The sequence below is a fragment of the Arachidicoccus rhizosphaerae genome (assembly GCF_900107765.1).
Taxonomy (GTDB): Bacteria; Bacteroidota; Bacteroidia; order Chitinophagales; family Chitinophagaceae; genus Arachidicoccus; species Arachidicoccus rhizosphaerae.
Map to the genome: position 1 here is coordinate 1 of NZ_FNQY01000006.1, position 23,335 is coordinate 23,335.

A 23,335-nucleotide genomic window follows, 5' to 3' on the forward strand; every position below is an offset into this window, starting at 1 on the left:
CTCATGTGAATAAAAACTCTAATATTAGAGCCAAATACACAGGAACCCTCAAATGTGGATAACTCAATAAAATAATTTTAATGCGTCAGCCCTGATCGGAATCTAGCAGAAGAATTCATTATCAAGCCTTTTTATTATACGTACGGCGTATAAACAAAAATGATTTTAATGCAAACTCCTAATTTGGCCGAATTATTTTTCCGTAACTATATAGATAATCAATAATATGTTTTAATTTCAAATTTTGTAATTAACTCCTTAGGGTTGAATATTTATCCTAAAACCAAATAATTGTTAAGTTTTTGTATATGTTTTAAGCCATCGCCATCGATTGTTATTGCATTTATTTTGTTTATTATAAATCTAACCATTTGTACCTTAATTAATTAACTTTATGTTTTATGAATTTGTAAAAAATAATTAAAAAATAAGTTGCAATCGATTGCAATTAATTGATAAACTTTCTTACTTTAGCAAGCACGATATAAAAAGAAGGAGTACAGATTCACCTATCCTATCTGAGAATAGGATGGCAACAGTATTAAAGAGTTTAATTAAACCTATTTATTCATTTTAAATGAAAACGTTAATGATTAATTTAAGCGGCTAGCCCTTTTTTTTCTAAGCAATAACAATCGATTGCAATACACAAAATCAAAACCTTTCGCAAAAAAATTAAAATCTTGGTCTTTATGGAAAAGTTGAAACTAAGGAACTTTATGGTTCCGTTTTTACTGATGATTACCGCAGGTTTATTCATTCCGGGCTTCTCAATGGCCCAGGGAGGAAATATACTTACCGGTAAGGTCACAGATACCAGTGGTGCCGCACTGCCGCAGGTCTCTGTTTTAAATGTCACCACCGGAAAAGGGACATTTACTTTAGAAGATGGTCGTTACTCTATTGAAGCAAATCAGGGAGCTGTCCTCAGGTTTACTTATGTAGGGTATGCCACACAGGAATTGACTTATTCAGGGCAGGGTTCCCTGGATGTAACGCTTAAACATAGTGAATCGGATAAACTGGGAGACGTTGTGGTGATAGGTTATGGTACCCAGCGAAAAGAAGCCATTACCGGTTCCGTTGCTACCATTGGCGGAGATCAACTCAGAGAGGTTCCTGCCTCCAACGTATCGCAGGCCTTACAGGGCCGGATGCCCGGTGTGCAGCTGGTACAGACTTCTTCCAAGCCCGGAGCTACCATGCAAATAAGAGTTCGCGGAACCAGATCGCTGACTGCAAGCAATGATCCCCTGATCGTGCTGGACGGGATTCCGTTTGCCGGAACCATTGCCGATATCAGCAGCGATGACATTAAAAGCATTGATATCTTAAAGGACGCCTCTGCTACGGCAATCTATGGATCCAGAGGTGCCAATGGCGTTATTTTGATTACCACTAACGGAGGCCATAAAGGAGAGAAAGCAACTGTTTCCTATAACGGATATTATGGCATCAAGGATGCCATTAAATACCCTATGATGACCGGGCCGCAGTATGTAAAACTCAGAGAACTGGCTGGCAAAAACTCCAACGGGGTAGATGAAAATGATTCTACAAATACGGACTGGCAGGATTTATTCTACCGCCAGGGTATTGTGACCAACCAGGATATCGGTATAGCAGGCGGAACCAAAGGGGGGAGTTATAAATTTGGGGCCGGTTATTATAAAGATCAGGCGGTGATACCTTTATCGGAATACAACAGGTATTCCATCAGAGGATCTCTGGATCAATCCATCGGGCAATACTTCCGTTTTGGCTTTACCACGAATAATAACTTTAACACGGTGGATGGCGCTGATATGGGTTTATATGGAGTGCTTAGCATGTCTCCTCTGGCCAGCCCTTATAATGAGGACGGATCGCTCAGAAGAACGGTTCGTATGCCGCAGGATGAACAGTGGGTATATACCAGAAAATCAATAGAAAGCCTGGGAGATAAATATGTAGATCATGATGCCTCATTCGGCTCTTATAACTCTTTGTATGGCGAGCTGAGTATTCCCTGGATTACCGGCTTAAAGTATAGGGTCAATCTGGGTGCCAACTACAGAACGACGAACAGCGGCAGTTACACGGGTGAAGGGGTGTTTAGCTCAACACCGGATAATTTATCCTCCGCTTCTATCGGTAATGCAACGACGACCAACTGGGCACTGGAAAATATCTTAACCTATGACAGGACTTTTGCTGAGAAACACCATATTAATGTGGTGGCCCTGTACTCTGCAGAAAAAACCAAATACACTAAAAATGCCATTTCCAGAAAAGGAATTGCGGCAGATGCTTTTCAGTACTTTAACCTGGGACAGTCTACGGAAGATATTACCATTGATCCCAGTCAGCAGATCTATCAGGTTAGCGGCCTGACCTCTTATATGGGACGTATCATGTATGCCTACGCCGATAAATATATGCTGAGTGCAACCTTCCGGGCAGACGCCTCCTCCAGGCTCGCCAAAGGTCATCAGTGGCATAGCTATCCGGCCATTTCTGCCGGCTGGAATATTGACAAGGAGGCCTTTATGAGTAATGTTACGTGGTTAAATCAGTTAAAGTTACGTGTGGGTTACGGACAGACCTCCAATCAGGCCATCGCCCCGTATGCCACGCTGGGATTACTGAGTACAAGACCTTATAACTTTGGAACAGAGGGTGCTTTCGGGTATTACGTATCTCAATTGCCCAATAGTGATTTAGGTTGGGAATATTCCAATACCAAAAATATCGGACTGGATTTCGGACTGTTTAATAACAGACTTTCCGGTACGGTCGAATATTATACCACCGATACCAAGGACCTGCTGTTAAGCGTTGGACTGCCTGCCACTTCAGGAGTCAGCAGTTATGTGGGCAACGTAGGCGCGACCTCCAATAAGGGCTGGGAAATCTCTTTGAACGGTATTATCCTGGATAACCTGAACGGATGGAGCTGGGAAGCCGGCGTTAACTTCTATGGTAATAAAAACAAGATTGTTTCCCTGGCTTCCGGTCAGACCAGAGATGAATCCAACTGGTGGTTTGTAGGACATCCGCTAAATGTCATCTATGACTATAAAAATATAGGTATCTGGCAGGAAGGTGATGCCAACTTACAAAACTATGAACCGGGTGGGAATGTCGGGATGATTAAAGTACTGTATACCGGTGATTATAATGATGATGGCACGCCTACAAGAGCCATCGGCGCAGATGACCGCCAGATACTGGATGCTGATCCTGACTTCCAGGGTGGGTTTAATACCAGGGTTACCTATAAAAACTTTGATTTTACGATTGTGGGTAGTTTTCAAAGCGGAGGTATCCTCAACAGTACCTTGTATGGTGCAGCCGGGTATTTAAATCTGGAAGACGGACGCAGAGGTCAGATTCAGATTGATTACTGGACCCCGGATAATACGGATGCCCGCTACCCGCTGCCAGGAGGTATCACTAATAGCAATAACCCCAAATATGCTTCTACGCTGGGATATTTTGACGCTTCATATCTGAAGATTCAGACCATTACCCTGGGCTATAATTTTGCAGGCAAAGGTCTGAAAAAAGCAGGTATTCAAAAGCTACGGGCTTATGCTACGGTTCAGAATCCATTTGTACTATTCTCTCCCTATCATAAAGCTTCCGGAATGGATCCGGAAACCAATTCTTATGGAAATGACAGCCAGAATGCAGCCGTGCCTTATGGCGCTGCACTCAGTCGCCTGTTGACAGTGGGTTATAATACCCCTTCTACCCATAACTATATGATAGGTATTAATTTAACTTTTTAAACACGACGAAGATGAATAGCATACTCACAAAATCATTAATAGGGGCTTTTTTGGCAGGCAGCGTCATGATGGGCTGCTCCAAGATCCTGGATGAAGAGCCCCGCAGCATATTCACCCCTGAATATTTTAAGACCAAGGCCGGCGTTGAAGGCGGTATAACCGCTATGTACGCCAACCTGCGCTATGTTTATGGAAACGGGTATTATTATAATGCCAGCGAAACCGGTACGGATGAAGCAACCTGGGGACAGAACTCCGATGCCAATATCAAAGACCTGGATCTGACAGGCGTGGGTCAGGTTACGCCCTCCAGCAGCAGATCTGACGTCCTGTGGAATACCGCCTTCGGAGATATCAATACCGCCAACGGCGTTATTGAAAATGCCACGCTCGTGAACACAGAGAAAGCCGGAACTTCCGATACCATTCCGACTTCACTTATTGCTGAGGCCATGTTTTTCAGAGCCTTTGATTATTTTTCCCTGGTGCAGACTTTCGGCGGTGTGCCGCTGGATCTGGGCGCCGGTGAACTTAAATTTAATACGACGACGGTGCGTACCTCTGTCAGAAATACCGTACCAGAAGTCTATACCAAGGCGGTTTTTAAAGACCTGACAGAAGCGGTAGCCGATTTGCCGGATAATCCAAGGGTAAAAGGAGGGGTAACCAAAACCGTTGCCCGCCTGTACCTGGCAAAGGCCTATCTGACCTATGGCTGGTGGTTACAAAATCCCAATAATATCCCCACTTACCCTGCTGCCGACAGAAAGGATCCGGACGGTCATGATGCTGCCTGGTATTTTCAGCAGGCGTATAACGTCGCCACAACGGCTATTAATAATCCCGGACCTTTCGGACTGGAGCCGACCTTTTACGATGTCAACCTGGGAACCAACGACCGTAATATGGAGATCCTGCTATATGCAGACCATACGGAGTCCAGTGAGACCTATAACGGTGGCAGTTTAACGTATAGCTCGGGCTCTTCACCGGATAACTTTGCCGGCTGGTTCCCGACCTGGAATTATACGACAATCCGTTCCGGCAATGATGCTTCCTGGAGTGCAACGACCAGTTCCGTTCAAAGAGAAGCAGTGCAGAGTCTGGGTCGTCCCTGGACGATGATGGTGCCTCCACTGGCCGTCTTTACCAAGACCTTTGCGGATAAGACTAGTGACTCAAGGTTTGACGGTACTTTTGTGACGGTATACAGAGGCAACTGGGCTAAGGGTGGCGTAGCCGCAGCTACGCTGTACAATGCCAACAGCCTGCCCATTGAGAACGGCGATCCCGTTTTAAGTTTTGTTACGCCGGGCAGCTATACCGGATCAATCAGTTATCCTTCTGATGCAGGTAAAAGTAATGTAGGGGCCGGAACCCTGCCTAACCGTTCTGATTTTGTCATCAGTCTGGATGATCTCAATAGAATTGCCTACCCCGGAAACTGGAAATTAGGGCCCTACCGTACGGATAATGGTACGGGACTCGGTCAGCCTAATGCCGGTAGTACGCGCCCATATAATATTGCCAAGTTCTCTGAGCTGTATTTTATTGCAGCTGAGGCGGCCGTTAAGGGTGCAGCTTCCTTATCCGGCATGACGGCCAGAGACCTGATTAATGTAATCCGTGCCCGTGCCGGTAAATGGACGTTTAATCTGGCCGAAAACCAGACAGAAATTGCAGATAACAGCGCAGCCATGGTGGCGGCTACGCCTGCCACCATTACCATCGATTATATTCTGGCGGAAAGATCCAGAGAGTATTTTGGAGAAGGATACCGTTGGTTAGATCTGGTGCGTACTCAAAAACTGGCAGAGCTTGGCGGTACCTATCAGATTGCAGGCACCAACTGGTATGACCACTCTCCAAAAACCTTTACCAGGGATTATGGGGCTAATAATTATCTGTATCTGAGGCCGGTTCCACAAGGAGAAATGGATGCCCTGCAGATGTCTGATGCAGATAAAGCGGCCTATCAGAATCCGGGATATGAATAAGGAGATCAGGTTTGCGTCCAATGAATAGGAACAGAAAATTACAAACTGTCACGGGCGGATGCTGAGGCCTGGGATACTACTGGCGGAAGACGCAGTTTTAAAAGTCAAAAATTAAAATAAGCGGTCTGTGGCGGTTTAGTAATAGCATGAAGAGTAGAATGGTCTATAACAAAAGAATGGGGGCTGGTCAGGGCTGAGCGTTAAGTGAGCCGGGGCCTGACCCCTTTTCTGATATAGAGATAGGGGGGCGTTGTAGTAACCGGGGCAGTCATTATTTGAAAAATACAGGCTGTTTAACACTTCAGAAAGCTTAATTTTAAAGAGGTTCCGGGGAAAAGAAGCGCATGTAGGCTACTGAAAGATTAACCGGTGTTTTTTGCAAAAAAAAGATGCGTTTCACGTATTTTTAAATAAGCCGGAACACCTGATTTTTAATAACGTAAGTAAAGAAAATAATCAAAGGATATGAATAAGTTTAAGGCCCTGTCAAAAATCATGTTGGGTATACTGGTACTGAGTACGACGCAAGCAACAGTTCAGGCGCAGCAACCTGTACCCATAACGCTGCGTAATCCGGTACTCAAGGGTTTTTATCCCGACCCCAGTATTATCCGGGTGGACAAGGCAGGAGGGTCGGATTATTATCTGATTAATTCTACCTTTAGCTATTTCCCGGGGATACCTGTATTTCATAGTACGGATATGATGTCCTGGACACAAATAGGAAATGTGATTACCAGGCCTGATCAAATGAACTTTATGGGAGCCAGAATGACCAGAGGTTTATTTGCTCCATCTATCAGTTATTATAAGGGGCTGTTTTACGTGATTTGTACCCAGGTAGATACCGGCGGAAATTTTGTGGTGACGGCTACCGATCCGGCAGGTCCCTGGAGTAATCCGGTGTTTTTACCCGAAGTCCAGGGTATTGACCCTTCTATCTTTTTTGATGAGCAAAAAGACAGTGCGTATATTGTGTATAACGGCGGTCCGGATGGGAAAACCATTTATAATGGACAAAGAGCACTCAGGTTATATGACTTTGATTATACGCACCTGAAAGTGATTGGCACAAGCAGGATGCTGGTCAATGGCGGTGTGGATATCAGTACTGAACCTCAATGGATAGAAGGACCACATCTACTGAAAAGAAATGACTGGTATTATCTGTATGCAGCGGAAGGAGGCACAGCCATCCATCACTCGGAAGTTGTATTCAGAAGTAAAAACATCAAAGGCCCCTTCCTGCCTTATGAGCATAATCCCATTTTAACGCAAAGGGATTTGCCTGAAAACCGTGAGCATCCTATTACCTCTACCGGTCATGCGCAGCTGGTTATAGGTCCTGACGGCAAAACCTATGCATTTTTTCTGGGGGTTCGCCCTTATGAGGCAGACTACTATAATACGGGCAGAGAGACCTTTTTGGCCCCCGTAACCTGGGTAAATGACTGGCCGGTTGTAACAAGTCCCCATGAAAGGATTAAGTATAGCTATGAAGCCCGGTTCCCGGACAAAGGCCATCCATCAGGGATACCTGTGAATGGTAATTTTACGTATACGGATTATTTTAAAGGGCCTTTGGATAAATCTTATGTCTTTTTAAGAAGCGCAGACAGCAGCAGTTTTAAAACGGAGGCCATAGGAGGTCAGGGATTGTTGCTAAATGTACAACCGGCGACCATTCTGGAGTATGGTAACCCGGCCTTTATCGGCCGCAGGCAGCAGCATCTGTATGGAAGCTTTACCGTTAATCTTATTTTTGATACGAAAAAATCCAATGAAAAAGCGGGTGTATGCGTCTTTCAGGATGAAACCCATTTTTATTATGCCTGCAAGTCCTATTCAGCAAAAAACGGCGTCTCTGTTATACAACTTTATCAGGCAGATTCAACCGGGAAGGGGATGGAGCTGTTAGCAGAAAAATCACTGCCAGCAAGAAATCCTAAGCAAAATGAAGAGGCCGTTGAAATCAAAATAAATATGGAAGGGACAACATATAGTTTTTTATACCGATCCGATGAGCGTAAAAAATGGGAAAGTCTGAAGGATAATCTGGATGCGCGTCCTTTAAGTACACATGCAGCCGGAGGGTTTATAGGGTGTATGCTGGGGTTATATGCCACATCTCAGGGGGTACCTAGTTCTGGCAAAGCGTTGTATAACTGGACCAGATATCAGGGTGCGGATAAGACGGATAGGCTGTAAAGGGACTTGGTCTCATGAGATCTGGGACTACTTGAAAGGATAGCCTTTTAAAAGCGCAAAGAGAGTAATTCGTTTGAAAAAATTTTTGAAGACGGAAGAAGACATAAATGTTGGTTTTCAATGATTAATAATTTTAAATAAATTGATTAAATGATTTGAATTTTGCATCTAGTTTTTTAGTTTTGTAAGACTTGCGATTCTTGTATATGAAAGAGATTATTGTTTTTTTCAAAACAGCCATTAAATGATTACTTCAATATTGTCCAAGAATGCAGTAAGGTACCTGATATGACTTAAAAAAATCATATGGTTATTATTATTTTGAATGTTAAAAAATAAACTTAAAAGTTGATTTTGTGAAGGTAGTTCTTATTGGTTGCAGGTAATCTGTTTGCGGTTCACTATGAGGGCTAGCAAATTAATGAATACTCAGCTTTTTGAATATCAGGCAGTTGAAATTGCATTAAGGAGGGGGAAAGCAGAAGTCAGGCGTCCCAATTATTTAAGAACGTATGCAATTCGCATGGGTGAAAATATGTATTTGGTAACTGGTGGTGCTATCAAACTGCCCTTACAGCATCTAATGGAACATAGGTTCCATACACTAAAGGAATTGGAGCGATTAGGATCAGTAAAAGATTATCTAAGGGATAATGGTATTTTTGACGAAGACTAATTTTATGAGCTTGTAAATGAAAATAATTATGACAAATAAGGAAAATTTCTTAAAACTGGTATCTACAGATGACTCCAATACTCTGGATTGGCTAAATGAGAGGAATGCAAATAAGAAATTAAGAAGAACTGCTCAAAAAATTTCGATTTTAATTTTGAGGCGCTTGAAAGAATTAAAATGGAGCCAGAAAGATTTAGCGGATAAAATGGAAGTAAGTCCTCAAATGGTTAATAAATGGGTAAAGGGAAAGGATAATAATTTCAGTTTGGATCTTTTGTTCCGTATTGGAAATTATTTAGGCATTGAATTAATTGAAGTGCCCTTTAATAGATCCAAGGTTGAAGTAGTGTCTAATCCTATTGAGCAGTCACAAGTTTATAAGAGGGGTGGTGAAAGAGTAATTTGTAAGAATATACCTTTGAATAATTGTGCTGTAAATGAAGCAGATTATTAAAAAAATAATCAAGAACTATTTCAACGCATACTGTAAGTTATGACTAAAAATAAATTTTCAATAGGGTTTGCGTTGTGTTTTTCTTTTACCAGGGATTTTTGCAGAGCATTTAGCAAGTATTGTAGCAAGTACGACAAGAGGGGTGTTATATGCCAATACAAAAGATACAGAATTTTGCAACTACCCCATGTCGCTTATCGATGTACACAAAATTTTAAAAGCTAAAGATATTCAAATAACTGTGTGAAAATGATAATTTCGGAAGCGCCTAAAACAAATAGCTCCAGCCTTTTATAGTAGACTGGAGCTATTTATTTTTCAATTTGAAAGCAGCTTATTTCTTTTTGGATTCAAAAAGCTGATTAACATCTGTTGCTGAGAATTGTTTGACATCAATGTCGGTTGAGACTTTGGTATACACGGCGCTGATAAAAATGCTGTTCAGGGCACTGAATACGGAAGAAGTCAAAACCATGCCTAATATAAAAAGAGCGATGCCCAGATAGATATTGGCCAGACCCACGATAAAACTAACTAATAAAAACACAACCACTGCACATAGCTGTAAAATACCAAAGCTAAAGCCAGCCGTCAGGCTCTCACCCCAGAGTTTTTTCATCATGGAAATGGATTCTTTTAAAGCATTCCAGGGTGTTTTATTTTCATAGGCCAGAATAGGCACTACGAAAAAAGTAGAAACGCCCCAGGCTATCCCTAAGAACCCTACCAGAATTTTGCCCAGCTTGCCCACATTATCCTGAATGATTTTTAAAATGAGCCCGACTGTGGAAGCAAACAGTGCCCAGGACAGGATATAGCCCAGACGACTGACGCTATATTTAATACCAATAGACAGGCTAACCTCTTTGTCTTCAAAATAAAGCCTGACGCAGTGCATCAGTGCGATATTGAAGAAAATGACTACCGTGTAACTGATCAGATAAATCAAAAACGTAAATGAATAGCGTTTGATGTAATGATCCGGGTCATTGAGCTGTTCAAAATGCCAGTTATTGAAGTAACCGAATCCGAATACAAAAGAGCTGATGATTATAAAAAGTGCGATGCAGGAAATCATTGGAAAAATGATTAGCTTCTTGTTGGACCTGAGTACTTCCAGGGAAAGCTCGCAGATTTTCCAGCCGTTTCTGACTTTGTCCATAAATCCCATAAGATGAAAATTTAAAAGGTTCGTAATAAATGCAGTTCCATATCAAATATAGAATAAATTTTGAGTGTCAGTATTTTATATCCGTTATTTTTGATTTAGCAATCTGCCGCCATCAGTCAAAATGAGCGAAACCGGACATCAGACTGTTCGGTTTTGTGACAGTATATATAATCGTTAGTTTTGTAAGTTGTTGATAATTAATATTTTATTATAATGGCATTTTGTTGGAGACCTGTATATATCAAAAAAATGTATGTATTTACTGATTAACAATATAAAAGTTGCGTGGCGTAACCTGAAGGCGCACAGGGTTTACGGTCTTTTAAATATAGCGGGGCTGACCATCGGCATTGCCACCAGTATTTTGGTACTGATTTGGGTGCATTATCAGTTTAGTTTTGACCGGTTCCATGAGCAGTACGCTTCCATCTACAGGCTGAATACCACCATCGGTTCGGAAGACGGACCCGTGACATGGGACCAGGGCCCCAGTGGGTTGTCCGTTCTGACAAAAGGAGCTTCGGGGATCAAACAGGTCATTCGTATGAAATCATGGGATGACCAGAATATTTCCAACTATGATAAATCAAAGATTTTTGACGGCAACCATATCGCCTATACGGATCCGGATATATTGAAGGTTTTCGATTTTCCATTACTGTATGGGAACAAAGAAAGTTTTCTGAAAGATATCAATGCGGCGGCCATTACGCAGGATCTTGCCATCAGACTGTTTGGCAGCGCTAGTGTGCTGGGAAAGAAGATTCGCTATTTTGGAGATATTTATACGGTAGAGGCCGTTTTGAAAGATTTCCCTAAAAATTCTACTTTACAATACACTGCTTTTTTCCCGATGAGCGCTTTTTCAAGAAGAATGATGGCGCAGGGTTATATTCATCATCCGGATTACCTGGATGAGACCCTGGATAATATCAATTTTAATGACTATTTATTATTGGATCCTCAGGTAAAACCACAGGCCATTGCTTCAGTTATTTCGCAAAACTATGCCAGGCAAAAGGATCAGTCCATGCGTTTTTCCCTGCAACCTTTAAAAGACCTGCACCTGGTCTCAGCGGATGGCAACCCTTCAGATCTTAGAATCGTGCAGATGCTGCTATTAGTGGCCATCGTCATCCTGGTTGTGGCCTGTATCAATTATATGAACCTGACCACGGCCCGGTCTCTGACCAGAGTGAAAGAGGTGGCGGTGCGCAGGATGAATGGCGCCAATAAGTCGCAGCTCTTTAATATGTTTATGACAGAAGCGGGTATCGTTTTTTTGATAGCAACGGCCTTTTCTCTTGTATTGGTGTATAGCCTGCTGCCTTATGTGAGCCGCTTTACGGGTGCCTGGCTAAGCGTGGTTGAGGGAGATGCTGTGACGCTACTGATGATCACGGCTGTCTTGATAAGCACTTTACTGCTGGCCACCGTTTTCCCGGCTTATTTATTGTCGGGTCTTGGAACCGTATCAGGTTTAAAAGGTGGGGTGAAGGAAGGCCGGTACGCCGTCCTACGAAAAGCGCTGGTCATCCTTCAGTTTGGCGCCACCTTTATTCTGCTTATGGGCGCCATAGTCGTCCATAAACAGATGCATTTTCTGAGTACGAAAGATATTGGATTTGACAGGAGCTATGCCTTTGTGGCACCGATGACCAATAACATGGTGGATAAAGGGGACGAGTTGGAAGCCGAACTGCTGAAAAATCCGGCTATACAGGGCGTTGGAGTAGCAGACGTATATGATCTGTCCGGTGTTCAAAACTCAACAAGCGACGTCATCTGGCCAGGAAAGCCAGATAACGATAAAACGCTTTTTACCGGGATGTCCGGTGATAAAGCCTTTATAGATATGATGAAGTTTCATTTTGTCGCGGGAGGCAATTTTACCGGCGATGCATCAGACAGTAATAAATTTATTGTAAACGAGGCCGCTGCCAAACGTATGGCGCTCCGGGTCCCCTATGTGGGTCAGAAGATCAGTTACGCAGGGGTGAATGGAGAACTGATCGGGGTGGTAAGGGATTTTAACTATGCACCGCTGACCCAGAAAATCGGCCCACTGATTATGGATAGCCGTGGATTTAAAAATATTCTGTATGTGCGTACAACTGCCGGAACTGCCAGCTCAGCCATTCAGCAGACTGAAAGACTTTATAAAGCGTATTCAGGTAACGCGCCTTTTTCCTATAGCTTTCTGGATAAGCGTTTTGCGGAAAAATACGAGGCGGAGCAAAGAGCAGGCAGTTTATTGAATGCTTTTTCGGTAGTAGCCCTGATCATTTCCTGCATGGGATTATTTGGACTGGCTTTGTATACGGCAGAAGTGAAGCGAAAGGAAATAGGCATCAGAAAGGTGCTGGGGGCCAATATTAAAAGCATCATCGGCCTGATTACCGGTCAGTTTTTACGGTTGGTGTTTTTAGGGGTACTGATCGGCATGCCGGTGGCTTATCTGATTACAGCCCGCTGGCAAAACCACTTCGCCTATAAGGCGTCTGTCGGCGTATTTAGTTTCCTAGCCGGGGCCTTAACTATTGTTGGCATAACCATATTGACCGTTTTGTTTATTGCCATTAAATCTGCCACGGTAAACCCTGTCAATAGTTTAAAATCGGAATAATCCAGGTAAGCGAAACGATCATTTATAACCTGAGCTGCATATCATGCCAGACCGCCCCGCCGTGATTAGACTGACTGATGCCTGCATCCCGGAATCCGAACTTTTGATAATATTTTACCAGGTGTTCTTTACAGGTGAGCGTAATGCTGGTCTTTGCGGTAGCGGTGGAATCAGCAATCAGGTGATAAATCAACTGAGCGGCAATTCCTCTATTTCTGAAAGCAGGGGACACGGCCAGCCCGAAAACAGATTGCCACTCACCCTTATTGTCGTGCAAGGAGGCGTTTTCAAACATCTGGTCCTCTATTTTATCAAGACCAGTTACCATACCATTGATAAATCCGGCGATGACCGGCTCGTCTTTTATGGTATCATCCATCTCCATCACCCAAAAATGATCAGCAAATACCTGTAGACGTGCCAAAAGTCGTTCATAGCTGGCGGCTTCTGCCTGCGGAAAACTCTCGGTTTCAATTTGGTGGATAGCGTCCAGGTCTTTCAGTGTTGCGGTTCTGATGGTCGTCATTATCTGGTAAGTTGCACCCTGTTGTCTTTAGACAGGGCGATTGTAAAAATAGGGATTATCTGTGCAGTAAGAGCGGGCTTATCTCTACCTGCACCCCGGCAAAAATACCAAATGTTATGGTTGCAAAAAGGGGATGGGATTACAGGTTACTATTCCAATAAGCAGGTATCCGGTTTTTCTTTATGAGGAGGCTTTAGCCTTTTTAATCGTCGTTTATAGGCCTTTATAAATTAAATTTACCCCCGTACTGCCAAAATCGTTAAATTTACCCACCGAAAAGTAAAGGATGGCAGCATCAAAACCCGTTATAACGACCGCTTTCAGTTATGAAACTCTGGAAGAAACCCTGGACATTAGAAGAAAAAGTGCCCGGTTAGCTATCGGCATCCCAAAAGAAGATGCCTTCCAGGAAGACCGTATTGCGCTGATTCCGGAGGCGGTCAGCGTGCTGGTAGGCAATGGTCATAGCGTGGTGATTCAATCCAAAGCGGGGGAGGGTAGCAAATTCAGCGACAAGGATTATAGTGAGGCCGGCGCCAGGATTACCCACGATCCGGATGAAGTTTTTAAACAGCCAATGCTGATTAAAAGTGCGCCCATCACCATGTCCGATCTGCCCAAACTTCAAAAAGGGCAGATAATTATGAGCCCGCTGAACCATTCTCTGATAAAAAAAGAGATTTTGGAAGAGCTGTCCAGAAAAAAAATTACCACCCTGGGATTTGAAATGCTGAAAGACGACAGCGGTACTTTCCCCATTGTTCGTTCCATGAGTGAGATCGCCGGCAGTGCCGCCATGCTGTTAGCGGGTCAGTTTCTGGCCTGTTCCAATAATGGCAAAGGGGTACTACTGGGCGGCATCAGCGGTATCCCGCCCACTAAGGTCATTATCATCGGAGCCGGGGTGGTCGGAGAATTTGCCACCCGCACGGCGCTCGCCCTGGGGGCTTCCGTGAAAGTCTTTGATAACAATGTCTACCGCCTTAAAAGATTACAGAATAACCTGGGATTCAGGGTCTGGACCAGTGTCATTGAACCGAAAATCCTGGCTAAACAGCTGAAGACCTGTGAAGTGGCCGTAGGAGCTCTTTCCAGTGAAAAAGGCCGGGTCCCGATAGTGGTGACAGAGAGCATGGTGGCTAAAATGCGGCCGGGCAGCGTTATTTTAGATGTCTGTATTGACCGGGGAGGCTGTTTTGAAACCAGCGAATTGACCTCTCATGAAAAACCGGTCTTCAGAAAGCATGATGTGATTCATTACTGTGTGCCCAATATTGCCAGCGGCTTTGCCCGAACGGCTAGCCATGCTATCTCTAATGTGCTGATGCCCATGCTTTTAAAAATTGCAGATGAGGGCGGACTGGATTCAATCCTATGGCATAATTTCAATTTAAGAAACGGGATTTATATGTTTAAAGGCCAGGTCACCAATTTCTATCTGAGTGAACGCTTTAACCTTAAATATACAGATCTGAACCTGCTGCTGGCCACCAGCAGGCGCTAAACTTCCCTGATCAGTCTGGTTGATGGTTCAACCAGACTCTCTAAAAGAATTTCTTCAGAATTTAAACAAAATGCTAAAGTGGCGGTCAAATACCCCAGTTCTATGAAGCACCTTATGGATAGTCTCTATAAATCAGGACGCTTTTAGAATTATTCGCTATTTTGTGGCCGCAACTCCAACATGGAATTCCAACAAAAGGGGTTCAACTGAGTATTATGATGAGAAAATGGTGTTTTTTGGTTTTAGGTCTTGGGATGTGCCTGATAGTCAGAGCGCAAGGGGACTCTACGGCCTGGAACACCGCCTTTCAAAAGGCAAAAAATGACCTCAGAAGCCTGGCAGGACAGCCTGCCGAGGCTTATGTGTCAACCGGGCGTACCTTAGAGGAGCTGGCCGTACAGCAGCCGGGTAATCCGGAGGTCTGGTATTTTCTGGGAACAGCCATCGATAAGTTTAATACTTCCAGTCTGGAAAAACTGCATGCTTCTACCCTTGCACTTGCCAGACGTGCCTCCGACTGTTTTGTCAACAGCATAGACCTTTCCAGCAACAATAAGTATACAGGGGAAACCCTGCTCTTTGATCCCCACACAAAAATATTATCGGTCTGGGGTGCACAGGCGGAACGCTACCTGAGCGCAGGCAATAAAGACTCTGCCATCTGGTGTATGGAGCAGGCAAAAGTCTATGGCGGCATTAACGCCAGTGTGGAAGATTATTTTAAACAGGTGCTGGACGAGTGCACAGACAGCGCTTACCTGTTTGCCAACGGGGACGTCTATTTTTATTATATTTCTTATCTGCAACTGGTAAAAAATTATAAACCGCAGGTACACTGCATCAGCCTGAACTTCTTAAATACGCAGTGGTATCCGGAATATCTTCGTAAAAAAGGATCCTTGCAATTTGGTTTCGGAGCGGAAGATCTGGCTAAAATCAAATCCAGGAAGTGGAAACAGGAAGAATTCACCATAAAAAATAAAGCAGGCATCGCAGGAGATACGGCTATCGTCTGGAAAGTGACCCCCAAAGAGGGAAGCTACATGCTGCGCAGCGATATCATTTTAAAGGATTTTTTGCAGGAAAACGGGTTCAAAAGTGACGTTTACTTCGCGGCCGACGTGCCTGACGAGATGCGCTTATATCTGGGAGTGGATAATTATGCCTCTCTGGAAGGCCTGACGCTAAAAATTGTTCCCAGCTGGCGGGCCACTTCCCTGACACGCCTGGAAAACCGCCTGGCTACCTTAAATGAACTGTCCATAGAGGATGACGGGGATTTTACTTATAATAAAGACAATATACAGGTCCTGAATAACTACCGGTTCGCCTATACAGCGGCAGCGGATCTGGCCATGAGCCAGAATCAGCTGAAGGCTGCTGAGAATATCCTTTTATTTGAGGAGAAAAAATACCCAGAGACCTTACTTCCTTTCTATGCGGATGCTACCCGTAAATGGTTTGACGGGTTTAAAGAGAAGATTTTAATGGCGGCTGCCGACCATTAGAAAATTAAAATTTCCGCATCAAGAATAATCTGCTATTTTCGCTGCAAAATCTATGAATCCGGACGCAGATGACGCCACGGTGTTAAAATAACGCAAACATTTATAAAGGAAAAATAATTCTAAAAATCTGTTTTGTTATTTCACTATATTTAGCGTCACTTTGCACCTTCAACACATAAACGCAGCATAAAATCGCATGGGACTTTTTAATTTTTTTACGCAGGAAATAGCGATGGACTTAGGCACCGCTAATACCTTAATTATTCATAATGAAGAAATTGTGGTAAATGAGCCCTCCATTGTGGCCCTGAATCGCAATAATCCTAAAGAAGTGCTGGCCGTTGGGAAACGTGCCTTGCTGATGCACGAAAAGACCCATGAAAGTATTCGAACCGTCCGTCCGTTAAAAGACGGGGTAATTGCCGACTTTAATGCCGCAGAGTTGATGATCCGGGAAATGATCAAAATGATTCATCCCAAAAAACCACTGTTCCCCCCCAGCTGGCGGATGATGATCTGCATCCCGTCCAGTATCACGGAAGTAGAAAAAAGAGCGGTTCGCGACAGTGCGGAGCAGGCGGGTGCCAAAGAAGTTTATTTATTACATGAACCCATGGCTGCCGCCATCGGTATTGGTATCGATGTGGAAGAGCCTGTGGGTAATATGATTATTGATATTGGAGGTGGTACCACGGGTATTACCGTTATTGCCCTGGCTGGGATCGTCTGTGATCAGAGTATCCGTATTGCAGGGGATGAGTTTACCGCAGATATTATGGAAGCACTCAGACGTTACCATAGCCTGCTGATTGGTGAGAGAACGGCTGAACAGATTAAAATTCAGCTGGGCGCCGCCATGAAAGACCTGGATAATCCGCCCGATGATCTGCCGGTAAACGGCCGTGACCTGGTAACGGGCATCCCTAAACAGATTATGGTCAGCTACCAGGAAATTGCTGAAGCCCTGGATAAAAGCATATTCAAAATTGAAGAAGCCATATTAAAAGCCTTAGAAACGACGCCTCCTGAACTGGCAGCGGATATCTATCGCCGTGGATTATATCTGACCGGTGGTGGAGCTTTGCTTCGCGGTTTGGATAAACGCCTGGGTCAGAAAATTAAATTACCGGTGCATATTGCGGACGATCCGTTGAAAAGCGTTGTTCGTGGCACGGGTATTGCCTTAAAGCACTACCAACGTTTTCCGTTTATTATGCGGTAGTAAAACGGCCGGCGTTCCGGCGGCATATACCGCAGCGCTGTTGACAACAGATAAAAGGAAAAACTAAGTCGGACAGAAAAACAATTGGAATTTTTAAGAAGGCTCAATGGAGATGTCCATACACTAACAGGCAGGTCAAAAACCTGCCTGTTAGCTGAGGGCTACGGCCAGTATTACAATCAGGGTTTCAAGGTAATGGTCTCCCGTGCTTCTGACGGTTATTCAGATGACTGTATAAGTTTTAAAGGAGCTGTTGATTGGAATTTGTATTTTTGGCCACTGATAATACCGCTATCAAAATAGGCAGGTATTATCTCCATAAACCGATACCCGTATTTTTAAGACAAGGTAGGGCGTGAAGAATATATTTTTATTTATAAGGCGATTTTTTACCTTTTTTATGTTCCTGATATTTCAGGTGCTGAGTATCTCGTTTTTGGTAAATTATAATAAGACCTACGAGGCTGCCTACTCCAACACGGCCCATTCACTTACCGGAGATATTCAAAAGAAATACAATAATATCCAGTACTTTTTTGACCTGAAAAGCACGAACAAAAAGCTGGCTGCAGAAAATGCGGCGCTCAGGACCGCTTTGTCGCAGTATGTCAGAAATGCGGACTCCCTGCACCTGGATAATATCTATACCCTGATCGATTCGGCTAACCTGGATACCACGGGCGCCATCCGTAAATATCATTACTTTGAGGCTAAAGTGGTCAGCAACTCCTTAAGCAACGAAAATAACTTTATTACCATTGAGAAAGGAGCCAGACAAGGGGTTAAAAAGGATATGGCGGTGGCCGGACCCAGTGGCATCGTAGGGCATGTGGTTGCGGTAAGCGATAACTACAGCCTGGTGATGAGTCTGCTTAACCATAACAGCCGCGTGAGCGGCATGCTGAAAAAGAGCTTTATGCCGGGACTGGTTGAATGGGACGGGAAGGATCCAAGATTTCTGACCCTCAGCGGAATCCCTAAAAGAACGAAGGTGGCCAAGGGCGATACGGTGGTCACCAGTAATTATTCCGGAAATTATCCGGAGGGCCTGATGATCGGCCGGGTGGTTACGGTAAGTCAGGAAGATCCCACCAGTAACTATTATCAGATCCGGGTACTCACCGGAACGGATTTCAGGACATTGCAATATGTATATGTCATTAAAAACGACTATAGTAACGAACAAAAACAAATAGAAGCAAAAGCCCAGAAATAGACCATGAGTGTACTGATGAAAAATATATTGCGGTTTATTTTCTTTATCCTGATACAGGTATTTGTATTGGATAAAGTACCGCTGCTCCATCAGTATCTTAAACCATCCATTGCCTTTTTGTTTATCTTATGGTTACCCTTTAATCTTTCCAGGGTGGCGCTCATGGCCATTGCCTTTGTATTCGGGCTGGCACTGGATTACTTTGCCGGTGTTCCGGGTTTGCATTCCGCACCCATGGTACTCATTGCCTATCTGAGACCTTTCTTATTAAACTTATTATTACCGCAGCAAAAAGCGGAGATCACCTATTCTGATCCCAGTACCAAAAGCATCGGCATAGGCCCCTATACGATATATATAGTAATACTTACCTTAATTTATCATATATACCTCACTTTTATAGAATGGATGAGCTTTGGCAGTTTTCTGTTTTTTATCGGAAAGGTGCTGGGGTCTACCACTTTGAGCCTGATTCTGATCTTTATTACCGAGCTGCTGTTTTTCAGAAAAGTGAAGTTCAAGACGAATGCCGGTTAATTAATCTTAAGCGGAAAAAAGGATATCATTCCCCGCTTTACCTTGCATTGGATAAGGAATGTCCCAGTAGAAGGCGGATAAAAGTTGACCGTTCTTCTCACTGCTTCACACGCTTTTTATGGAAGCGGCACTCATAAAAAAAATATTCCAAATAATTTTCCACTTAGTTCTCCAGGCAATTATGCGAATCTGTAGCTTTGCATCTGAAAGCATCCACAACATATAGAACATTACATCAGGATAACAATTTATTAGTACACGGATATCCTTTAATAATGGCTCGATATGTGCTTAATAATCCGTAAATTACAACTTATTGTAACGATGCAGCCGGCGTTTGGGGAAAAGGGTCGGATCCCGCGTTACCATAGGCAATCAATCAAGCATTACTTAACAGGTCAAGGGGCCGGGTGATTTATTATGGCTACACAAATTAACAACCAGTCACGCAGCAGAATTATCCTTGGGATATTTATAGTCGTGTTCGTCATCATTATGGCGCAACTGCTCAATCTGCAACTATTTTCACCTTCCTACAGGCTGCAGGCAGAAAATAATGCCATTTTCCGTAAAGTCATATATCCGGACAGGGGCATTATCTATGATCGTAAGGGGCATGCCATGATTGATAATATGATCAACTACGATCTTACCGTAACGCCCACGGAGGCCAGAAAGGGCGTCGATACGGCCGCCCTTTGTGAAATTCTGGGGATTGATACCGCCGAGTATCATAAAAGAATGATTACGGCTATCATCAAGAACAGCAGCTTTAAACCCAGTACATTTGAACCTTTACTGACCAAGGAACTATTTGCCAAACTAAATGAGAGCTTATATAAGTTTCCGGGATTTGCCTTACAGGAAAGACCGGTCAGAACTTATCCTTATCATGTCGGGGCCAATTTTTTGGGCAGACTGGGCGAAGTCTCCTCTAATTACCTCAAAGAGCATCCTGAAGAAGGCTATCAGCCCGGGGACTATATCGGTATAGTAGGCCTTGAAAAATCTTACGAAAAAGTGCTGATGGGTCAAAGGGGCGTGAACAGGTACCTCAGAGATAACCGCTCCAGGATTCAGGGACCTTACGCCGGAGGAGCCTATGATACCACCGCCATAGCGGGAAGAAGTCTTTATACCAGCATTGATGTCAAGACACAAAAACTGGGAGAAAAACTATTTGAAAATAAGCTGGGAGCAGCAGTGGCCATTAATCCCAAAACAGGCGGTATCATCGCCATGGTAACGGCCCCTTCTTTTGATCCCAATGATCTGACACCCAGTGAATACAGAAGTCATATCGGTTTTTTGGTGACGGATACAACAAGGCCTACTTATAACAGAGCGATTGCCGGGATGTATCCCCCGGGTTCAACCTATAAACCCTTAGGCGCATTGATCGCGCTGGACGAGGGGGTAATAACGCCTTCTTATGGCTACGATTGTCGGGGCGCCTACTGGGCATGTGGTAAAAGGGTCAGATGCGATGAAAGCTGGGCCGGCCATGCGGCTAATATGCAGCTGGCTATTGCGCATTCCTGTAACTCCTATTTTTGTAATGTATTCAGGATGACCATCGACAATCCTAAATACGGGTCCCCCCGTAAAGGATATGCCCGTTGGCGGGAGTATATGCACGGATTTGGCTTCGGAACGCATCTGGGCGTAGATATACCGGGAGAAAGAGCAGGTAATATTCCAGATACTACCGAATATAATCATGATTATGGTAACCGCTGGGTCTCCTGTAATATGGTGACCATGGGTATTGGACAGGACCGCATGACGGCTACTCCTTTGCAATCCGCCAATGAAGCTTGTATTATTGCCAATAAGGGCTGGTACTATACACCGCATTTTGTCGACAGTATAGAAAATCCTCAGCTGGGAGATACCAGTTTTCTGGCCAGATATCATGTAAAACACAAGCCTTTAAATATCAGCGATGCGGATTTCAGATCCGTTCAAAAAGGGATGGAAGATGTAGCCTCTGAGGGTACAGCCTCTGCCGTGAAGATTCCGGGACATTTATTTGCAGGTAAGACCGGTACTGCGCAGGTGCCTAAGGTGAAGAACCTGGCGGTCTTTGTGGCATATGCCCCCATTGAGGATCCCCAGATAGCCATCGCGGTCTATGTAGAGAATGCAGGATATGGATCCGCATGGGCTGCGCCCATTGCGGCCCACATGATGGAGCAGTATCTGAATGATACACTGACAGAAGATACGAAGGCGGATGTAGAAAGGCTTTCTAAAGCCAACCTAATCCCGGGTCAGGTTTACAGCTGGCGCAGGAGCCAGGATTCTTTAAGGGCAGCAGAGCAAAGGGAAAGAGAAAAACGTAAGGATTCTACCTTGCTGGCCAGGCAAAAAGCGGAGATTGCAGATAGCCTGCAGTTACTCACTCAGGCAGACAGCCATAAAAAAGATTCTACAAAAAAAGATTCAATGAGAGAGGCTATGCTGGTTGACTGGCGCACTAAAATGTGGCCGCTTAGATTCCCTCCTCATAAAAACGCAGGAAAATAAATGTATCAGCAAGAAAAATTAGCAAAAGGAATAGATTGGGTGGTGGTATTTTTATATGCTGCACTGGTCGGTATTGGTATTCTGTGCATATTTATGGTAGAGTACAATCCGGATGTCAATTGGGTGTCTGCCTTTATTTCTGGTCAGACAGAGTATAGCAAGCAACTCATCTTTGCAGGGGTGTGTGCCATCCTGGCTATATTTATCTTACTGAGTGATTCCAAGCTCTATACCGCCTTTGCCAATCTGGCCTATTTGTTCGGGATTCTGCTCATGCTGGCAACCTTTGTACTGGGGAAAAACATTAACGGATCCAGAAGCTGGATACCTCTGGGAGGAGGCTTTAATCTGCAGCCGGCAGAACTCTGTAAGATATTTACCTCTCTGGCACTGGCTAAATACCTATCCATGCAGGAGCTGGATTTTACCAAGCTCCGCTCACAGATTATCGCAACGGTTATTGCCATGTTTCCGGCCATGCTGTCCATTTTGCAGAACGAAACCGGACTGGCACTTGTTTATTGTTGTTTCTTTATTGTGATGTACAGGGAAGGACTGCCTGGAGCCATTCTTTTAATCGGATTCTCCTTCGGGGTACTGGTCGTAGCGACCTTGATTATGGATCCGGATTTGCTGGCTATTATCTTAACCGCTATTGCCATTGCAATGATTTACCTGTTAAGAAAGAAGATTAAGCGCAGTAAGACAATCCTTGGGCTGATCATTCTTATCTGGGGTGCCTGCGTGGGCATACAGCGTTTTGCCGTTCCTTATATCTTTAATAATATATTACAGTGTTACCAATCGACCCGTGTATATGCGATGGTGGGAAAGGTATATGACTGTTCAAAGAATAAAAGCAGTATTGCCAGGGAAGAAGAAAACAAGGGTTATGCAAAACCGGATGATTATAATGTGCGTCAAAGTAAGATCGCTATTGGTTCCGGGGGCATTTTTGGCAGAGGCTTTTTAAAAGGAACGCAGACCAGGGGTAAATATGTACCGGAACAGCAGACCGATTTTGTGTTTACTTCCATAGGGGAGGCCTTCGGGTTTGTGGGTTGTGCGGCTTTTCTGCTTACCTATCTGGCATTACTGTTCAGGATTGTAAAAATAGCGGAAAGGCAAAGAAGTGTATTTTCCCGGGTGTATGCCTATTGCGTGGCCAGTATTTTCCTGATGCATATCGCTATTAATGTGTGTATGACCGTCGGGCTGTTCCCTGTTGTGGGTATTCCTTTGCCTTTGGTCAGTTACGGGGGCTCTTCTCTGGTGACCTTTACCATTCTTATTTTTATCATGCTCAGACTGGATGCAGACCGTCAGATGGTTCTTCGCTGATCATTGGCGCTTCTGCAAAGGCCCTGGAAAGGATTATTAAAACAGCA

Annotated in this window: 15 protein-coding genes; 13 read left to right on the forward strand and 2 right to left on the reverse strand. The window is 44.1% G+C overall.

The window, feature by feature from the left end; all coding sequences use genetic code 11:
• The first annotated feature begins 692 nt into the window (after positions 1-692).
• The 5 genes from BLU80_RS06530 to BLU80_RS06550 all read left to right on the forward strand — a co-directional run bounded on the left by BLU80_RS06530 (position 693) and on the right by BLU80_RS06550 (position 9,108).
• Positions 693-3,773: a SusC/RagA family TonB-linked outer membrane protein gene (locus tag BLU80_RS06530; RefSeq protein WP_091395414.1), complete on the forward strand. Its 3,081-nt coding sequence runs from the start codon at positions 693-695 to the stop codon at positions 3,771-3,773.
• Between the two features lie 11 nt (positions 3,774-3,784).
• Complete coding sequence (locus BLU80_RS06535; RefSeq protein ID WP_091395417.1) at positions 3,785-5,770, forward strand: RagB/SusD family nutrient uptake outer membrane protein; 1,986 nt, start codon at positions 3,785-3,787, stop codon at positions 5,768-5,770.
• Positions 5,771-6,235: 465 nt separating this feature from the next.
• Complete coding sequence (locus tag BLU80_RS06540) at positions 6,236-7,978, forward strand: glycoside hydrolase family 43 protein (protein WP_211481774.1); 1,743 nt, start codon at positions 6,236-6,238, stop codon at positions 7,976-7,978.
• 421 nt (positions 7,979-8,399) lie between these two features.
• The gene (locus BLU80_RS06545; RefSeq protein WP_091395428.1) at positions 8,400-8,654 is read left to right on the forward strand and encodes a hypothetical protein; all 255 of its coding nucleotides are present in this window, start codon (positions 8,400-8,402) and stop codon (positions 8,652-8,654) included.
• 28 nt (positions 8,655-8,682) lie between these two features.
• Positions 8,683-9,108, forward strand: coding sequence for a helix-turn-helix transcriptional regulator (locus BLU80_RS06550; protein WP_170831168.1), 426 nt, complete (start codon positions 8,683-8,685; stop codon positions 9,106-9,108).
• Positions 9,109-9,442: 334 nt separating this feature from the next.
• Here BLU80_RS06550 and BLU80_RS06555 read toward each other — a convergent pair whose 3' ends face one another.
• Positions 9,443-10,279 (reverse strand): DUF6159 family protein, encoded by an 837-nt coding sequence (locus BLU80_RS06555; RefSeq protein ID WP_091395439.1) that lies wholly within the window; start codon positions 10,277-10,279, stop codon positions 9,443-9,445.
• Positions 10,280-10,532: 253 nt separating this feature from the next.
• On the opposite strand from BLU80_RS06555, the gene BLU80_RS06560 reads away from it, so the two are divergent.
• Positions 10,533-12,905, forward strand: a complete 2,373-nt coding sequence (locus BLU80_RS06560; protein WP_091395441.1) for an ABC transporter permease — start codon at positions 10,533-10,535, stop codon at positions 12,903-12,905.
• Positions 12,906-12,927: 22 nt separating this feature from the next.
• Here BLU80_RS06560 and BLU80_RS06565 read toward each other — a convergent pair whose 3' ends face one another.
• Positions 12,928-13,431, reverse strand: a complete 504-nt coding sequence (locus tag BLU80_RS06565; protein ID WP_091395442.1) for a GNAT family N-acetyltransferase — start codon at positions 13,429-13,431, stop codon at positions 12,928-12,930.
• 286 nt (positions 13,432-13,717) lie between these two features.
• Between BLU80_RS06565 and BLU80_RS06570 the strand changes: the two genes are divergently transcribed.
• The 7 genes from BLU80_RS06570 to rodA all read left to right on the forward strand — a co-directional run bounded on the left by BLU80_RS06570 (position 13,718) and on the right by rodA (position 23,288).
• Positions 13,718-14,935 (forward strand): alanine dehydrogenase, encoded by a 1,218-nt coding sequence (locus tag BLU80_RS06570; RefSeq protein ID WP_091395445.1) that lies wholly within the window; start codon positions 13,718-13,720, stop codon positions 14,933-14,935.
• Between the two features lie 215 nt (positions 14,936-15,150).
• On the forward strand, positions 15,151-16,443 hold the full coding sequence (locus BLU80_RS06575; protein WP_139188098.1) for a hypothetical protein: 1,293 nt from the start codon (positions 15,151-15,153) through the stop codon (positions 16,441-16,443).
• Between the two features lie 196 nt (positions 16,444-16,639).
• Positions 16,640-17,665, forward strand: coding sequence for a rod shape-determining protein (locus BLU80_RS06580; RefSeq protein WP_091395449.1), 1,026 nt, complete (start codon positions 16,640-16,642; stop codon positions 17,663-17,665).
• Positions 17,666-18,020: 355 nt separating this feature from the next.
• The gene (gene mreC, locus BLU80_RS06590) at positions 18,021-18,881 is read left to right on the forward strand and encodes a rod shape-determining protein MreC (RefSeq protein ID WP_091395453.1); all 861 of its coding nucleotides are present in this window, start codon (positions 18,021-18,023) and stop codon (positions 18,879-18,881) included.
• Positions 18,882-18,896: 15 nt separating this feature from the next.
• Positions 18,897-19,418: a rod shape-determining protein MreD gene (locus BLU80_RS06595; protein ID WP_244518788.1), complete on the forward strand. Its 522-nt coding sequence runs from the start codon at positions 18,897-18,899 to the stop codon at positions 19,416-19,418.
• A gap of 420 nt (positions 19,419-19,838) precedes the next feature.
• Positions 19,839-21,947 (forward strand): penicillin-binding protein 2, encoded by a 2,109-nt coding sequence (gene mrdA / locus BLU80_RS06600; protein WP_091395455.1) that lies wholly within the window; start codon positions 19,839-19,841, stop codon positions 21,945-21,947.
• On the forward strand, positions 21,948-23,288 hold the full coding sequence (gene rodA, locus BLU80_RS06605) for a rod shape-determining protein RodA (RefSeq protein ID WP_091395456.1): 1,341 nt from the start codon (positions 21,948-21,950) through the stop codon (positions 23,286-23,288). It begins immediately after the preceding gene.
• Positions 23,289-23,335 lie beyond the last annotated feature (47 nt).

What these genes read in the sequence shown, in the direction of transcription:
- BLU80_RS06560 (WP_091395441.1), top strand. Translation starts at nt 10,533, where the DNA reads ATGTATTTACTGATTAACAATATAAAAGTTGCGTGGCGTAACCTGAAG.
- BLU80_RS06595 (WP_244518788.1), top strand. Translation starts at nt 18,897, where the DNA reads ATGAAAAATATATTGCGGTTTATTTTCTTTATCCTGATACAGGTATTT.
- BLU80_RS06545 (WP_091395428.1), top strand. Translation starts at nt 8,400, where the DNA reads ATGAATACTCAGCTTTTTGAATATCAGGCAGTTGAAATTGCATTAAGG.
- BLU80_RS06540 (WP_211481774.1), top strand. Translation starts at nt 6,236, where the DNA reads ATGAATAAGTTTAAGGCCCTGTCAAAAATCATGTTGGGTATACTGGTA.
- BLU80_RS06530 (WP_091395414.1), top strand. Translation starts at nt 693, where the DNA reads ATGGAAAAGTTGAAACTAAGGAACTTTATGGTTCCGTTTTTACTGATG.
- BLU80_RS06550 (WP_170831168.1), top strand. Translation starts at nt 8,683, where the DNA reads ATGACAAATAAGGAAAATTTCTTAAAACTGGTATCTACAGATGACTCC.
- rodA (WP_091395456.1), top strand. Translation starts at nt 21,948, where the DNA reads ATGTATCAGCAAGAAAAATTAGCAAAAGGAATAGATTGGGTGGTGGTA.
- BLU80_RS06580 (WP_091395449.1), top strand. Translation starts at nt 16,640, where the DNA reads ATGGGACTTTTTAATTTTTTTACGCAGGAAATAGCGATGGACTTAGGC.
- BLU80_RS06570 (WP_091395445.1), top strand. Translation starts at nt 13,718, where the DNA reads ATGGCAGCATCAAAACCCGTTATAACGACCGCTTTCAGTTATGAAACT.
- BLU80_RS06535 (WP_091395417.1), top strand. Translation starts at nt 3,785, where the DNA reads ATGAATAGCATACTCACAAAATCATTAATAGGGGCTTTTTTGGCAGGC.
- mrdA (WP_091395455.1), top strand. Translation starts at nt 19,839, where the DNA reads ATGGCTACACAAATTAACAACCAGTCACGCAGCAGAATTATCCTTGGG.
- BLU80_RS06565 (WP_091395442.1), bottom strand. Translation starts at nt 13,431, where the DNA reads ATGACGACCATCAGAACCGCAACACTGAAAGACCTGGACGCTATCCAC.
- BLU80_RS06575 (WP_139188098.1), top strand. Translation starts at nt 15,151, where the DNA reads ATGATGAGAAAATGGTGTTTTTTGGTTTTAGGTCTTGGGATGTGCCTG.
- BLU80_RS06555 (WP_091395439.1), bottom strand. Translation starts at nt 10,279, where the DNA reads ATGGGATTTATGGACAAAGTCAGAAACGGCTGGAAAATCTGCGAGCTT.